At 45.2% G+C, this 16,005-nt stretch carries 14 protein-coding genes and 4 tRNA genes; 3 read left to right on the top strand and 15 right to left on the bottom strand.

What is annotated here, in order from left to right; all coding sequences use genetic code 11:
* Positions 1 to 203: 203 nt before the first annotated feature.
* The 15 genes from hflC to orn form a co-directional block, all read right to left on the bottom strand.
* Entirely contained in the window at positions 204 to 1,097 is an 894-nt protein-coding gene (gene hflC, locus L5M71_RS04960) for a protease modulator HflC (protein WP_113939145.1), read from the bottom strand.
* Between the two features lie 3 nt (positions 1,098 to 1,100).
* Positions 1,101 to 2,240, bottom strand: coding sequence for an FtsH protease activity modulator HflK (gene hflK / locus L5M71_RS04965; protein ID WP_028761770.1), 1,140 nt, complete (start codon positions 2,238 to 2,240; stop codon positions 1,101 to 1,103).
* A 36-nt stretch (positions 2,241 to 2,276) separates the two neighbouring features.
* The gene (gene hflX, locus L5M71_RS04970; protein WP_028761769.1) at positions 2,277 to 3,584 is read right to left on the bottom strand and encodes a ribosome rescue GTPase HflX; all 1,308 of its coding nucleotides are present in this window, start codon (positions 3,582 to 3,584) and stop codon (positions 2,277 to 2,279) included.
* A gap of 23 nt (positions 3,585 to 3,607) precedes the next feature.
* Positions 3,608 to 3,880 carry an RNA chaperone Hfq gene (hfq, locus tag L5M71_RS04975; protein ID WP_006084207.1) on the bottom strand — a complete coding sequence of 91 codons (273 nt, stop codon included), beginning with the start codon at positions 3,878 to 3,880 and terminating at the stop codon, positions 3,608 to 3,610.
* 93 nt (positions 3,881 to 3,973) lie between these two features.
* Positions 3,974 to 4,900, bottom strand: a complete 927-nt coding sequence (gene miaA / locus L5M71_RS04980) for a tRNA (adenosine(37)-N6)-dimethylallyltransferase MiaA (RefSeq protein WP_263206437.1) — start codon at positions 4,898 to 4,900, stop codon at positions 3,974 to 3,976.
* Positions 4,893 to 6,806 carry a DNA mismatch repair endonuclease MutL gene (gene mutL, locus L5M71_RS04985; RefSeq protein WP_411569130.1) on the bottom strand — a complete coding sequence of 638 codons (1,914 nt, stop codon included), beginning with the start codon at positions 6,804 to 6,806 and terminating at the stop codon, positions 4,893 to 4,895. The genes miaA and mutL overlap by 8 nt, the downstream gene beginning before the upstream one ends.
* Before the next feature lie 13 nt (positions 6,807 to 6,819).
* Complete coding sequence (locus tag L5M71_RS04990) at positions 6,820 to 8,277, bottom strand: N-acetylmuramoyl-L-alanine amidase (RefSeq protein ID WP_113939148.1); 1,458 nt, start codon at positions 8,275 to 8,277, stop codon at positions 6,820 to 6,822.
* 8 nt (positions 8,278 to 8,285) lie between these two features.
* Positions 8,286 to 8,744, bottom strand: a complete 459-nt coding sequence (tsaE, locus tag L5M71_RS04995; RefSeq protein ID WP_198571956.1) for a tRNA (adenosine(37)-N6)-threonylcarbamoyltransferase complex ATPase subunit type 1 TsaE — start codon at positions 8,742 to 8,744, stop codon at positions 8,286 to 8,288.
* 102 nt (positions 8,745 to 8,846) lie between these two features.
* On the bottom strand, positions 8,847 to 10,331 hold the full coding sequence (locus L5M71_RS05000; protein WP_263167850.1) for an NAD(P)H-hydrate dehydratase: 1,485 nt from the start codon (positions 10,329 to 10,331) through the stop codon (positions 8,847 to 8,849).
* A gap of 268 nt (positions 10,332 to 10,599) precedes the next feature.
* A complete protein-coding gene (locus tag L5M71_RS05005) occupies positions 10,600 to 11,055 on the bottom strand; it encodes a hypothetical protein (RefSeq protein ID WP_028761762.1) in 456 nt (151 codons plus the stop codon).
* A gap of 661 nt (positions 11,056 to 11,716) precedes the next feature.
* A tRNA-Gly gene (locus L5M71_RS05010) sits at positions 11,717 to 11,792 on the bottom strand.
* Positions 11,793 to 11,834: 42 nt separating this feature from the next.
* Positions 11,835 to 11,910 (bottom strand) — tRNA-Gly (locus L5M71_RS05015).
* 41 nt (positions 11,911 to 11,951) lie between these two features.
* Positions 11,952 to 12,027: transfer RNA gene (locus tag L5M71_RS05020), tRNA-Gly, on the bottom strand.
* 42 nt (positions 12,028 to 12,069) lie between these two features.
* Positions 12,070 to 12,145 (bottom strand) — tRNA-Gly (locus L5M71_RS05025).
* Positions 12,146 to 12,415: 270 nt separating this feature from the next.
* Positions 12,416 to 12,961 (bottom strand): oligoribonuclease, encoded by a 546-nt coding sequence (orn, locus tag L5M71_RS05030; RefSeq protein ID WP_006080044.1) that lies wholly within the window; start codon positions 12,959 to 12,961, stop codon positions 12,416 to 12,418.
* 112 nt (positions 12,962 to 13,073) lie between these two features.
* Here orn and rsgA point away from each other — a divergent pair, with 112 nt between their 5' ends.
* From rsgA to L5M71_RS05045, 3 genes are all read left to right on the top strand, one after another.
* Positions 13,074 to 14,138, top strand: coding sequence for a small ribosomal subunit biogenesis GTPase RsgA (gene rsgA, locus L5M71_RS05035; RefSeq protein ID WP_105250279.1), 1,065 nt, complete (start codon positions 13,074 to 13,076; stop codon positions 14,136 to 14,138).
* A gap of 62 nt (positions 14,139 to 14,200) precedes the next feature.
* Positions 14,201 to 15,079, top strand: coding sequence for an archaetidylserine decarboxylase (gene asd / locus L5M71_RS05040; RefSeq protein ID WP_028761759.1), 879 nt, complete (start codon positions 14,201 to 14,203; stop codon positions 15,077 to 15,079).
* A gap of 6 nt (positions 15,080 to 15,085) precedes the next feature.
* Complete coding sequence (locus L5M71_RS05045; protein WP_263206444.1) at positions 15,086 to 15,967, top strand: DMT family transporter; 882 nt, start codon at positions 15,086 to 15,088, stop codon at positions 15,965 to 15,967.
* The last annotated feature ends 38 nt before the right edge of the window (positions 15,968 to 16,005 follow it).

The raw sequence follows: 16,005 nt of genomic DNA on the forward strand, positions 1-16,005 counted from the left end.
TTAAAAAAAGCCTAAAAAAGACCCAACTATTAACCCATTTTAATTCATTTGGATCATATTTTAAGCTTCTTGTCTGTGACATCGGCATAAAGCATGCATCGCTAATATAAATTAGCCCTTACTTTTCAAACTAAGTTAACAATCGCCAGATAAAAAAATAGGCCCTGAGTAACAGGACCTATTAAATGAATACTTTTAATGTATTACTTCTTAGGTGCAGTGCTCTTCATATACTTGAAGAACTCGCTATCAGGCTCTAACACCATAATATCGGACTTGCCTGAGAAGCTGGCTCGATAAGCCTCTAAGCTACGAACAAAACCGAAGAACTCAGCATCTTTGTTGTAAGCATCAGAATATATCTTCGCTGCTAACGCATCCCCTTCACCTCGAATGGTTAAGGCTTTACGTTCAGCTTCGGCAATCTTCACCGTCACATTGGCATCTATTGTTGCACGAATAATTTCAGACTGTTCTTTACCTTGCGCTCTATGCTCTTTTGCCACAGCTTGACGCTCTGCTCGCATACGCTGGTAAATACTGTTACTGACGTTAGCCGGTAGATTGATTTGCTTTACACGCACATCAACAACTTCAATACCTAAGTCTTTTGCACTTTCTGAGGCATTGGATAACGCATCATTTTGCAGTTCATCACGCTTACCAGAAACAATCTCTCTAATAGTGCGACGACCAAACTCTGTGCGTAAATCGTTGTTGATCTTACGTTGTAATAGCGATTCTGCATTCGACTTAATACCACCGTTTGTAGACAGGTAATATTTTTCGAAATCCATAATGCGCCACTTCACATAGGAATCGACCATAAGGTCTTTCTTCTCTGAAGTTACAAAACGATCAGCTGCACCATCGAGTGTTTGAATACGAGCATCGAGTAATTTTACTTTATCGATCACAGGCACTTTCATGTGCAGGCCTGGGCCGTAGACGCGGGTGACTTGCTTACCGTCAACGTCGTCTTTTAAAATTTCACCGAAACGCGCCACAATAGCGCGCTCGCCTTCATTCACCACCATTAAAGATGACAAACCAATACCTAAGAGCACGGCGATAAGAATAACGCTTAATCTACCCATGGATTACTCCCTCCCTTGGCGAGTACGATCATCGCGGGATGGACGTCCACTCAAAGGCTCATTCGCGCGAGTCGTTGATACAGATGAAGAATTAACATTTTGCTGTGGCTTAGCTTCCAGCTCATTTGTCGCAGGCTTCTGCTGAATTAACTTATCTAGCGGTAGGTACATTAAGTTGCCGTTGTTCTTAGCATCAATCAGCACTTTATTCGTATCTGTCATCACTTGCTGCATTGTATCAAGATACAAACGCTTACGAGTCACTTCAGGCGCAGCTTGATACTCTGGTAATAACAACTCAAAACGAGCCACTTTACCGCGAGCTTCTAAGACTTCACGCTCTTTGTAAGCATTCGCTTGTTGTGCCATACGTTCAACTTCACCACGAGCTTTTGGTTCAATTTCACGGGCATAAGCTTCAGCTTCACGAATAAAACGTTGTTCATCTTCTTGGGCAGAAATCGCATCATCGAAGGCGTCTTTCACTTCTTCTGGCGGACGTGCCGGTAAGAAGTTAACGTCAACAACAGCAAGACCCAATTTGTACGGTTCAAGAATGCGCTCTAACTCTTTCCACGTATCGCGACGAATAGCATCACGGCCCGTAGTCAGAATATCATCCATCTTGTTATGCCCAATGACATAACGCAGTGCACTGTCAGTCGCTTCACGCAAACTGGCGTTCGCATCGACGGCACTAAATAGATATGAGTAAGCATCTAAAATACGATACTGAACATCAAGCTCAACTTTCACGACGTTTTCATCGGATGTCAGCATGCTACCAGACGCAGGAATAGAGCGAACCGATTGAATGTCGACGGGATAAATTTGGTCGATAAATGTGGCTTTCCAATGAAGTCCAGGGCCAATTTCGCCAGCGTGTTTACCAAATCGCAGTGCCACACCACGCTCAGCTTCTTTAATTGTATAAAAACCCGAAAGTCCCCAAACAACTACAGCAACAGCAAGAATGATGATTAGGCTAAACGAACTAAAAGACTGGCCTGAGCCATTTCCTTTGCCGCCAAAGCGCTTTGAAAGATTACGAAAAACCTCGTCAAGGTCCGGTGGTCCTTTGTCGTTACCACCTTTATTTCCCCAAGGATCATTACCCTTGTTACCGGGCTCGTTCCAAGCCATTTAGCACTCCATAAGTGGATGAAATAAATTAGATTATTAACAAACAGCTTCATCTATCGAATCTTCGAAGATGAAGGTTTCTAACTCACCCTGACTCTGTTTTGTTAATCGGCGCCAATCGGCGTCCGATAAACGAACAGACAAAATACAGTTCCCCAGATCGTCGTACTCTTTCTGCTGTATCGCATCCAGTCGATAAAACTGGCCAAGATAATGTCCAGCAGTTGCCGGAATTCTAAGTGTTAGCTCTTTAATCACCTCACCAATAAGCTCAGTGATGGCTTTCAATAGCAAATCAAATCCTAAACGCTTCTGTGCTGAAACCCAAACTCGAACGGGTTTGCCTATGTCGTTATATTCAATTCTTGGCGTCACATCTTCGAGTAAATCGATTTTGTTACAGACCACAAGTTGCATGACTTCATCGGCTTGGATGTCTTTCAGTACAGATTGAACCTGATCAAAATTATCCGCCATGTTTTCATCTGCACAATCAACTATGTGTAGTAATAACTCAGCTTGCCTTGTCTCTTGTAAGGTTGCCTTAAATGCAGCAACGAGATCATGGGGCAAATGACGAATAAACCCGACAGTATCCGCTAATATCACGGCACCATCAGGTAAATCTAACTTTCTTAGCGTAGGATCGAGTGTGGCAAATAGCTGATCTGCAGCATAAACATCAGATGATGTTAGGGCATTAAACAGCGTTGATTTACCCGCGTTTGTGTAGCCGACTAATGAAACGGTCGACAAATCACTACGCTTACGTGCACGTCGACTCTGTTCACGTTGCTTATCAACTCGCTCTAAGCGTTTGTTGATATTTTTAATCCGTCCTCTGAGCAAACGTCTATCGGTTTCGAGCTGGGTTTCCCCTGGACCACGTAAACCAATACCGCCCTTTTGCCTTTCAAGATGCGTCCAACCACGGATCAGGCGAGTCGACATATGGCGCAATTGCGCTAGCTCCACCTGTAACTTACCTTCGTGAGTTCGCGCTCTTTGGGCAAAAATATCGAGAATAAGTGTCGTACGGTCAAGCACTCGACACTGACACACTTGCTCAAGATTACGCTCTTGGGCTGGACTCAATGCATGATTAAAAATCACCACATTGGCTTCAGTCGCCGCCACTAATGCAGCTAACTCTTCGGCTTTACCAGAACCCACAAAAAATTTGCGATCCGGTGAACGTCGACTTCCAGTAATCACCCCGACTGATCTTGCCCCAGCTGATTCTACTAATAGCTGCAGCTCGACTAAATCTTCTCGGCGTTCCTCATCGGAAAAGTCGATATGGACAAGAACCGCAGTTTCTCCCGCCTCATAACGATCAAACAAGAAGCAAACTCCTCAGATAATACTTATTCGCCACTAGGCGCATCATCTTGAGCACCATATCCGCCTTGGGCATTTTGGTGACCAGTAACGTTGAATGGGCGTGCTGGCACGACAGTAGAAATAGCGTGTTTATAAACCATTTGGCTCACTGTATTTTTCAACAGAATGACAAATTGATCAAACGACTCTACCTGTCCTTGGAGTTTAATGCCGTTAACCAAGTAAATTGATACAGGAACGCGCTCGCGACGCAATGCGTTCAAAAATGGGTCTTGTAAAGATTGCCCCTTAGCCATTTTATTATTTCCTTTTTTAATTTATATAAAATAAATCGATATCAGTGATAGTTTTTTGTTTAGTTTTAGTATTATACAGCAAGGGCTAATAAGCTAGCGGCATTGACGCATAAGTATAACTAAATTCCCCTCAGCACCACTTTCAAGCCAATTCAACTCTGGCCAACTCCGCAACCATGTTAATTGACGCTTAGCCAATTGCCTAGTAGCAGCAACCGCTTTTTCGACCATAGTATCATAGTCAAACTCACCATCTAGGTATTGCCAGCACTGTCGATAACCGACACAACGCATTGAAGGCAAGTCTAAATGCAAGTCTCCACGGGCTTTTAGCTCTGTGACTTCCTCAATAAAGCCCTGTTTGAGCATAAGCGCAAAACGTTGCGCTATTAAGTCATGTAACACTTTGCGCTCGCGCGGTGCAATAGCAAACTGCACTACGTCATAGGGCAAGGGGGCTGACTTGGTCTGAGTCAACTCAGTCATGCTCTTGCCGCTTATTCTATAGACTTCCAGCGCTCTTGAAAGTCTTTGTGGATCATTAGGATGAATTCTTTCTGCCGACACGGGATCTATCTCCCTTAATTGGTCATGCAGTGCTTCCCATCCCTTTTCATCCGCCTCCGCTTGGATCTCGGCCCTAATGGCCTCATCCGCACTCGGCAAAGGTGACAAACCTTCGAGTAACGCTTTGAAATACATCATGGTTCCGCCAACTAATACTGGCGTTTTCCCCATGCTGACAATCTCTTCTATCTGGGCTATGGCATCGGCTCTAAAGTCGGCTGCCGAATAGCTTTCACTGGGATCACGAATATCAATTAATCTGTGCGGCCCGCGAGCCAGTTCGTCTGTTGAAGGTTTGGCACTGCCAATGTCCATACCACGATAAATTAATGCCGAATCGACCGAAATAATTTCACAGTTATGCTTTTCGGCCAATTCTAATGCTAAAGCTGTCTTACCTGAGGCCGTTGGCCCCATCAAAAATAACACTTTAGGCTGTAATTCTTTATTCACTTGCTTGCTCTTCTAGCCACGATTGCCAAGGTAAGAATATCGCTTTGTTGGCAATAAGCTGTTTTTTCTCTTCAGCTAACTGCGAAAATGCTGCCCAGACTTCTGGTGCCGAAACGAATCCCGTTAAACTGTGTTTTGCCAACCAAAACGCCAATGCGCTCGGCGCAGGTGTTTCAAAACGTAGCGATTGTAGCCACTCAGGGATCACTTTAGCTAACTGGCTCTCTCTGATATATGGGGGCACTTTTTTAATAATCAACTGCTGGTAACGAATTGTTAGTTCTAAACCTAATTGGCGGATCAGCGTGTCGTGTTCATCGAGCACAGCCTGCCAATCCGCATCAGCCGCGACAGACACTGGCATCAATAAAGGCTGACCAATTAACCCCGTCGCTAGTTTAGCTTCAATCTCTTGGCATCGCGTCGCCAATGCTACTGATTTTATTGATAATAGACTGAGTTTATCTTCCGACGTCATCACCCAATATTGCCCATCTAATATCGATGGCATAGGTAACACAGACTGATAATCTTGATCTTTTACACTGTAAGAAGGGGTTTGCAGTAAAGCACCATAACTTGCTATTGCCGCCTTTGACGGTAATTCAGTACGTTGTCGAGATTCACCTACAGAATAACTGCCACGGCTGCTGTCTCTTGGCATTGTCATGCTGCCAAAAGCATTGGTTTGAGTGCCAAAACTGGCGCCTTCTCGTCCTGCGCCTACAGACTTTACTTGAACTGCTGGGGCTACTGAATCTTGAGCAGACTCAAGTGTATCAGTTTGCGTATTAACTTGAGCTGAATCAGCGCCAAATACAAAAGGGGCTGAGATTTCAGTGGCGCTTATCGGGGCATCCACAAACACATCTTCAACCTCATCCAAAGAACTAGAGTGAACGAAGGTGAGCTCTCCTGCTTCTTCCAGCGCCGATTGCAATGCTTGCAGAATATAATCATGCACATAGCGACTCTGATGGAATCGCACCTCATGCTTAGCGGGATGCACGTTAACATCCACTTGATGGGGATCGATATCCAACATCAGCACGTAGCCGGGTTGCTCAAGTTCTGCTTTTTGGGCAAAGGCTTGGCGCACCGCGTGATTGACTAAGCGGTCACGGATAAGGCGTCCATTGACATAAAAATAATGGGCATCAGTAATCACTGGCGACCAAGGTGACTGTAAATAGCCACTGAGGCGCAAATCATCGTGTTGACATTCAATCTTAAGCGCTTGCTCAGCAAATGGGCGACCACTTACTTGCGTCAAACGCTGTAAATACTGGGCTTCATTCATGGCAGGACGATAATTACGTACTGTCTTGCCGTTATGCGTCAGCGTGAAATGAATATCGCCGCGCACTAATGCAATGCGCTTTAACCATTCATCTATATGGGTAAATTCGGTTTTGTCACTCTTTAAAAAGCGTCTGCGAGCTGGTGTATTAAAGAATAAATCCACCACTTCAATCGTCGAACCTACTGGATGCGCGGCGGGCATCACTTTAACTGCCATGTCGGCACCTTCAGCATGGGCTTGCCACGCTTCGGTTTGCTCAGCCGTGCGTGAAGTTAAAGTTAAACGTGAGACTGAGCTGATACTGGCTAGCGCTTCACCACGGAAACCAAAACTAAGGATTGCTTCAAGATCGTCTAAGGTGTGTAACTTTGAGGTCGCATGGCGCGATAAGGCTAGCGCGAGTTCATCTTTAGGTATGCCAGATCCGTTATCGCGAATTTTAATCAGCTTGCTACCGCCTTTGTCGATTTCAATATCGACTCGGCTCGCTCCTGCGTCGAGGCTATTCTCGACCAATTCTTTGACTACGGAAGCGGGTCTCTCAACCACTTCCCCCGCCGCAATTTGGTTGGCTAATTGCGGAGGCAGGATCTGAATGCCCATCATGCTTTCCTATTTAACTCTGGGGTATGACTAGCGTTTGCCCTAACTGCACCACATCGGACTTCATTCCATTCGCTTGTTTGATGCTGGACATTGGCACACTGTAACGTTGCGCGATTGCAGATAAAGATTCTCCGCGACGGACCTTATGTTTAACCTTTGTCGATACCGCATCGCCAACATAGGCTGTAGGTGTTCTTTCAGTTGGCGTTCTTTCTGCTGATGCTTTTGCTGTGGTTTTGGCCGGCTTAGCACTGCTAGAGCTTCCTCCCCTTCTTTGGGCAAGCAAAGTATCCGCTGGCGGATTGTTGTGATAGTAACGGCTCACCCCCTTATAAATAGCATTGGCAATGCTCTCTTGATGGCGACTACTCGACAGTAAACGCTCTTCTTTAGGGTTTGAAATAAAGCCCGTTTCAACCAATATTGAAGGAATATCCGGTGACTTCAGCACGGCTAAACTCGCGGACTCAGGGCGACTTTTATGCAATTGAGTCACGCCACCTAAATCTTTTAAAATATCCCCCGCAACAGAATGGCCAATTGCCATCGAACTGTTCATTGACATATCGAGCAGCGTCATAGCCAAATACTGTTCATTATCCGTGTTTTGAATAATCTCACCCGCGCCGCCCAGCAACTCAGAGTGTTTCTCTTTTTGCTCTAACCAACGACCAATTTCACTATTAGCACGACGCATTGATAGCACCCATACGGAGGCGCCACGTGGATTGGGCGAGGTAAAGGCATCCGCATGGATAGAAATCAGCAGATCTGCCTTACTGTTGCGCGCCAGTTCAGAGCGTTTATTTAAATTCACAAAATAATCACCAGTACGGATCATCACAGCACGCATGCCTGGCGTGTCATTGATTTTGCTGGAAACACGTCTGGCGATTTCTAGGGCGACCTTTTTTTCATAAACACCAGAAGGACCAATGGAGCCAGGATCGTCGCCACCATGACCCGCATCAATAGCAATGACAATATCGCGGGATGATTGCGCCGCTTGGGTGACAGTTTTAACGGGTGTAGATGACACGATAGCCGTTGCCGTAGTTAACGTTTTATCTTCTAAATCAACCACTAGACGATTGCCATAGGGCGCAGTAACAGGCAAAGAAAACAAGCTTGCATTCAATGGTTTTACGAGATCGATCACTAAGCGCAAATCACCTTTAGTCGGTGACTTACTGATCCGCACGCCCTTAACTAACTTACTGTTGTTTTCAAGATTTTTAAGCACAACTTTAGCAGTGGTCTTTTTTAAATCCACCACTAAACGATTAGGGCCATCTAAAGAGAAATAGGTGTAATCAGGCACTCCACTCAAGTCAAACACGATTCGAGTTGACTCAGGCGCGGCCCAAATACGTACGCTTTCTAACTGATTAGCAGCATGGGCCGCCACAGAGAAAAAAGAACATAAAGAAAGAATAATAATTTGAAAATACGGGTTATTTTTTATCATTTTAGTTTTTATTTTATCGCTTTTAATAACTTTTCACCTGGCTCAGACAAGGCCTCTATACGTATTTCTCGCCCACTATTTTGATAACTTAAATGCATATGGACATCGGCAGCGGGCAGTAAACCCTCTCCCTTATCTGGCCATTCAACAATGCACAGACTCTTATCCGTAAAGTAATCACGGATCCCCATAAACTCGAGTTCTTCTGGATCGTTTAAACGATACAAATCAAAATGATAAACTTCGACATCTTCTAGCTCATATGGTTCAACTAAAGTGTAAGTCGGGCTTTTAACGGCACCTTTATGGCCCAATCCCTGAATTAAGCCACGACTCAGCGTCGTTTTACCGGCTCCTAAATCACCCGTAAGATACAGAGTCAAAGGCGCTTGGACATGGCGGGCTAATTTTTGCCCAACCGCAATAGTGTCGTCTTCGTTGTCTAAGAAAAAAGTTAACTCTGTCATATCCGCTTATATCACTGCTGTTATTGATGGAGAAGCGACTCAATCCTAAAAAGGCACAGGGCACATAACAAAGTCCAGCCCCGCTTGAGTCTCACATTCCGCCTAGAGTAAATCACTATTCACTAATTGGCGAATAAAAGGCATTAAATCGCTCGCTAACATACCCCGTTCTCCCTGTATTGCCGCAAGATCAGCGGCGCAACCATGTACGACTACGCCAAGCACAGTTGCCTGCATATTATCCATTCCCTGAGCCATGAGCGCGCCTATAATACCAGATAACACATCGCCACACCCACCACTGGCAAGCCCAGGGTTGCCGACTGGTGCAACTACCATTTGCTGACCATCAAAAATGACCGTTCCTGCGCCCTTTAGCAATACAACACCGCCGTACTTTTGCTGAATCGCGTGAACAGCGGCAAATCTGTCCTGTTCAATATCGACCACGGTACAACCAAGTAAACGCGCCGCCTCACCCGGATGTGGTGTTAATACCCAATTCGTTTGGCGCCTTGGTTCGTTACTGAGCAGATTCAATGCATCGGCATCTAAAACACAAGGCTTATCGCTCAAGCCCACGGCTTTAAACAAATTATACCCCCAGTCATGCTTACCTAAACCAGGGCCAAGCACGATAACCTGCGCCCAACCAAGGCGCAGATACACTTCCATATCGACTAAATCACAACCCCAAAACATCAGTTCAGGACGGGAGACATTCACCGTCAGTTGATGCTCAGGTCGACTGATCACAGTGACTAATCCCGCGCCTGCACGTAGGCAAGCCTCACTTGCCAGTCTCACAGCCCCAGCCATACCTATATCACCGCCGATGACAGTGACTTTGCCCGATTGGCCTTTATGGCTATCCCGTGCTCGGGCGGCAAAATAGTCCTTAAGAGTCTCTCTTCCTACTCTTTGTGCGCTCGCTTCAGCAAAGAAAGGCGTTAATCCTAAATCTGCAAATTCAAGCTCGCCACTGTAATGCCGCGCCTTACCCGTTAACACACCTTGCTTTACACCACCAAAACATAAGGTGATATCCGCCATCACAGCAACACCTGCTACGGCGCCTGTATCAGCAATGACTCCAGAGGGTAAATCAAGGCTCAATACCCAAGCCGAATTGTCATTGATGGCACGGATATATTTAGCCATATCGTCGCGTACAGCATCACGCACCCCCGTACCTAACAGACCATCGACTATGATTTTCGCTGCGAGAATAGGTTCAACCTCTAACGGCAGTAATTTTCCACCTTCAGCAAGATAATGGGTCAATGCTTGCTGACACTCAGGCGTGCCTGCCGCTGACGTCATCATCACAGAAACGTCCATACCACTGGCACGGGCTAGACGGGCGCACACTAAAGCATCGGCACCATTGTTACCGCTGCCAGCAAGAATTAACACAGGTAAGACTTTGGAGCTATGTTTCGCTAAACACTCAAAAGCCGCCGCGCCAGCACGCTCGACCAATTCATAGAGACTAGATACTCCCTGAGACACTGCACTCAGTTCAGCTTCGCGAACTTGTGTTTGGGTGTATAGAGCTTTGGGAAATTGCGATAGATCTTGTGCCATGAAGGATCTCCTTAGACACCAATGACTCCATTTCACAATGAGTAATCTCACCATAGAAGTCTTGGCAGAATTGAGCAAGGCCAATAAAAATCAGCCAATAGATCAAGAAAGTAGCAAAAAAAGCAGCGAGAAATTATGACGTAAATCAGTTCAGGCGCAGAAACCCGCCCAAATGGAGCAAAGTAGAGTAAAAGTTGCCGATACAAAGTCGACATAAAAACCAAAGCCAGCACTGGGCTGGCTTTGAGAATCGAGAAGAAATGACGATTTAGATATCGTCCATCCGAATCGTACTATGGACTAGACGTTGCTGCTGAGTTTTCTCTACTCGGATCAAATTGGCTAACGCATTGCGCGCATCTTCCGCCGTGGTTGAGTTAACTGTTTTTTCTAACAAACCAATCAGACGATTCTCTAGGTCTAAATGTAAGTTGAGCACATCATCTTCATTCATGTTTGCGGGCAACATAGTATCTTGGCAACGCTTAGTAAAGTCTTCAAAAGTGAAGTCTTTATACCAAGTATCAAGAATACGATGTGGTGCTTCATCCATATAATCACGCAGTTTTTCTGCCATGGTTTTTTGGTGTGATTCAAAATACTCCAACATCATTTTCACACGAGCCGAGTCAGCTTGATTATTGAGTCGGCCATAGAGTTGCGCCATATCTAAGCGGCAATTTGCCACATACTCGAGTAGATCACGTAATTGTTGAATACGCATATAATGCACTCCATTGTCAGGCCAACTACTTGGCGCTATTAATTTTGTCTAATTCCATTATGTGAGTAAAAGCGTTACGAATATTTGAACAAGGTCATAATTTAACTTTCACGCAGCTATCTAATTTAGGAAAACTTGAAGAAACACGCTATAGATCACGCATCTAAATCCTATCACACTGTTTTGTATAAAAGAGAAAAGCCAAAAGAGATCTCAACGCACTTTTCCCAAAGGGTATTCGTAAGTCTTTGGTTGTGCATGGTGAATCTGAGATAGAGTGCTTGAGGTAGATGGCAGTGAATCAAGACAAATATAGACGAACTAATTGAGGGAATTATGTGAAAAAGTAGCTGTTGAAGAGTTTAACGGAAGTACAGCGAAATGATTTTGATAGGGAGAGGTTCGAGCAATGATCTATGCCTTAGTCAACGGCTAAGCATTATAAGTGATAGCAATATGAGCAACACGATTGAAATGATGTTGGATAAAATAATTTTGGAGGGATTTATTGAAATTGGAGCGACATGATTTTGATCAAGAGCGGTTCGAATCGATGACCTATACCTTGACTAATTTAACAATCACAAAGGTATCGCCATATCAAAAATCACAACTGAGCTAATGTCAATTGAGTAATGTGATAGTGGAATATTTAGGAAATTGGAGCGACATATCGGGTTCGAACCGATGACCTATACCTTGGCAAGGTATCGCTCTACCAACTGAGCTAATGTCGCATAATCTGTATTAATGATTTGGTAAATCACTAAGTTTTAATTTGGAGCGACATATCGGGTTCGAACCGATGACCTATACCTTGGCAAGGTATCGCTCTACCAACTGAGCTAATGTCGCATAACCTGTATTAATGATTGGTAAATCACTAAGTTTTAATTTGGAGCGACATATCGGGTTCGAACCGATGACCTATACCTTGGCAAGGTATCGCTCTACCAACTGAGCTAATGTCGCATAATCCGTATTAATGATTTGGCAAATCACTAAATTTTAATTTGGAGCGACATATCGGGTTCGAACCGATGACCTATACCTTGGCAAGGTATCGCTCTACCAACTGAGCTAATGTCGCCTTTTGTATCGCTACTACATTTGCCTTCAACATCAACAAAGGTATCGTCTATCAACCTTTATCAACTGAGCTAATGTCGCTTTTTGCATCGCTGCTACATTTGCCTTCAACATTAACAAAGGTATCGCCTATCAACCTTTATCAACTGAGCTAATGTCGCATTCAATCTAAATGACCGCACATCTCTGTTCGCATCAAAAAGTTGAGGCCGCATTATATGAAAAATTCATGCGGCTGCAACCCCTTCTTGCATATTTATCTACTGATCGGTCAAATTTTAAATACTTTGCTGCGATAATACTGCAATTCAGCGATCGACTCTTGGATATCCTGCAGTGCTTGGTGAGTGTTTTGCTTCTTAAAGCCCGCCATAGTTTCTGGGCTCCAACGCTTCACTAGCTCTTTAATCGTACTGACATCCACATTGCGGTAGTGGAAATAATCTTCCAGCTCGCGCATATAACGATTTAAAAAGCGTCTATCTTGGCCAATACTGTTACCACACATTGGAGAGGCGCCCTTAGGAACATACTGTTCTAAGAAGGCAATCGTCTTGGCCACGGCTTGCGCTTCGGTTTCTTGGCTAGCACGCACGCGATCAATCAACCCAGACTCACCATGGTGCTTTTGATTCCAATCATCCATAGCGGCCAGCACATCATCTGACTGATGAATCGCGATAACCGGACCTTGACCGATAATATTGAGTTCTTGATCTGTAACTAAAGTGGCAATTTCAATGATCCTGTCGACGTCGGGCTCTAACCCTGTCATTTCCAAATCGATCCAAATGAGATTATTTACATCTGCCGTCATAAATCAGCCTTATCGTGTCAGTTAGCCTAAATTCAGGCTTTTTTATTCAAGAGTGTGTATCATACTGCTTTTTTCCAACACAAAAAATCACCTAATTGACGAAGACGAATCAGTGAGTAAAAAGAAACCCCTAAGCCAAGGTCAATTACGCCGTATGCGCGCTAATCACGAGAAGCGACTCAATCGTGATAGTGGCGATAAAAATACGCCAGAGTTACAGGATAGTTCATTGGGGCAAGAACAGCCCGGTACTGTGATTTCACGTTTTGGCCAACATGCCGACATAGAAACTGAAAGCGGCCAAATTGTGCGCTGTAATATTCGCCGTGCCGTCACCAGTTTAGTGACTGGCGATAAAGTGATCGTACGATTAGCCATTGAGAGCCAAGCCAATAGCGGCATCGCAGGTATTGTTGAAGCCGTTCATCCACGTCGCTCATCACTTACACGCCCAGATTTATACGATGGCGTGAAAATTATCGCCTCGAATATCGACCAAATTTTGATTGTCTCCTCGGTATTACCCAGCTTTACCACCCAGATCATCGACCGTTATTTAGTGGCCGCTGAAGATACCGATATTCCGCCTATCATCATTTTGAATAAAATTGACTTGCTCAATCCCGATGAAGCGCAGGCAATCGACGAAGCGCTACAGCGCTACAAAGACATTGGCTATCCGGTTTATAAGGTCAGCAGCAAGCTTGGCGATGGTATCGATACCATCAAAGGCATACTCAAAGATAAAGTCAGCGTGTTTGCCGGCCAATCTGGTGTGGGTAAGTCATCAATAATCAATGCCTTGCTACCCGATGCAGAGCTTATTATCGGCGATGTTTCCGATAACTCAGGTTTAGGTCAACACACTACTACCACTGCTAAGCTGTTGCACTTACCTAGTGGCGGCGATTTAATCGACTCTCCAGGAGTACGCGAGTTCGCCCTATGGCATCTTCCTGCACAACGTGTCGGCTGGTGCTTTATCGAGTTTCGCGAGTATCTTGGCGCATGTAAATTCCGCGATTGTAAACACGGTGACGATCCCGGCTGTGCACTTCAAGAAGCCCTGAGCCAAGGTAAGATCAGCGCAGATCGTTTTAATAATTACCATAAAATTATCGCCAGCTTAGATGAACAACGTCATGCCCGCCATTTCCGTGCGGCCACTGATGAATAACGACTTATTGATAAATAACAACAGTCTCAGCAAAGATTGAGCAGTAAGAAAAGGAATTGAAATTGGATAAAGTCAAAATAGCGCTGCAGTACATGCTGCCAAAACACTTGTTATCTCGTTTAGTGGGTAAACTCGCTGCAGCCGAAGCTGGCGCCTTAACCACTGCCGCCATTAAGTGGTTTATCAAACAATATAAAATCGACATGAGCGAAGCGGCGCAGAGTGAGCCTGAAGCCTATAAAAGCTTTAATGCCTTTTTTACCCGCGCCCTTAAACCCGGTATTCGTCCGTTAGATATGGACGCCGATATCATGGTGCATCCAGTCGATGGTGCCGTAAGCCAATTAGGCCCAATCAAAAACGGTCGCATCTTCCAAGCTAAGGGTCATCACTATTCATCGTTAACCCTGCTTGGCGATCAAGCCGAAGATGCTAAACGCTTCGAAGGCGGTGATTTTGCGACTATCTATCTGGCGCCTAAAGACTATCACCGTATCCACATGCCGATTAAAGGCACGTTATCAAAAATGACCTATGTACCTGGCGAACTGTTTTCGGTGAATCCGTTAACGGCGAGACACGTACCCGGTCTATTTGCCCGTAACGAACGCGTTGTGGCGATTTTTGAAACCGAATTAGGTCCATTGGCCATGGTATTGGTTGGCGCAACGATTGTTGCCAGTATTGAAACTGTATGGGCTGGCACAGTCACGCCGCCGACAGGTAAGCAAGTCTTCACTTGGGAATATCCAACCCAAGGCCCAGATGCCATCACCTTAGACAAAGGTGAGGAAATGGGTCGCTTCAAGTTAGGCAGTACTGTAGTGATGTTGTTTGCTAAAGATGCTATCGCAACCTTTGCTGAAGGTGTCGAAGCCGAAGCAGTGACTCGTATGGGACAAGCCTTCGCTAACCTGAAAGACGTTAAGCAAGCGGATTAAGCTTTCTTGAGTTCTGCTAAACCTTCGGGATTAATTGAATTGCATCTGGCTGTGCTGCTATTTGGCGGCACAGCTTTGTTTTCTAAATTAATCCCGCTCAGTGCCCTCGACATCACCTTTCTACGCTGTATCGTCGCAGCCACTGTGTTAGGTTTGCTAGTCAAATTCAGCCGCAAACGTTTAACGCTGGCAAGCAAACAAGATTATCTAGTCGCAATCGGGCTTGGGGTTATCGTCAGCCTGCATTGGGTGACTTATTTTGCGGCCATGCAATTATCGTCGGTCGCCATTGGCATGATTGCGTTTTTCACCTATCCGGTGATGACAGTGATTGCCGAGCCGTTGCTGACAGGTAATAAGATAAAATTACACGATATGATCAGCGGCGTGTTAGTGCTGATAGGGGTGATATTACTGATCCCTGAAGCCAATTTAGGTAACGACACTACGCTGGGCATTGCCATCGGCATAGTGTCCGCCATCTTGTTCACTGCCCGTAACTTATTGCACAAACGCTACTTTTCCCAGTACAGCGGCCCACATGCTATGTTCTACCAAACCTTGGTCGCCGTCGTGTTCCTAATGCCGTGGCACCAAACGGAACTGAACAGCATCTCATTAGAAGTGTGGGGATTAATTATTTTACTCGGCGTCGTCTTTACCGCAGCGCCACATGCGCTATTTACTTCCGCACTGAGGCAACTCAGCGCCAAAACGGTTGGGCTAGTCTCTTGCTTACAGCCCTTTTATGGCGCCATGTTAGCGCTGATCATTTTAGGTGAAGAGCTCAATCTCAACACCTTAATTGGTGGCACTATCATAGTCGCTACCGCCATCTTCGAAACCCATCAATCGCACCAGTTACAGCGGCGAAAAAAGAACGCCTGAAACATACCAATCTCAACGCAATTTGGCTAATATGGAGC

The organism is Shewanella sp. SW1 (genome assembly GCF_025653545.1).
Classification (GTDB): domain Bacteria; phylum Pseudomonadota; class Gammaproteobacteria; order Enterobacterales; family Shewanellaceae; genus Shewanella; species Shewanella oncorhynchi.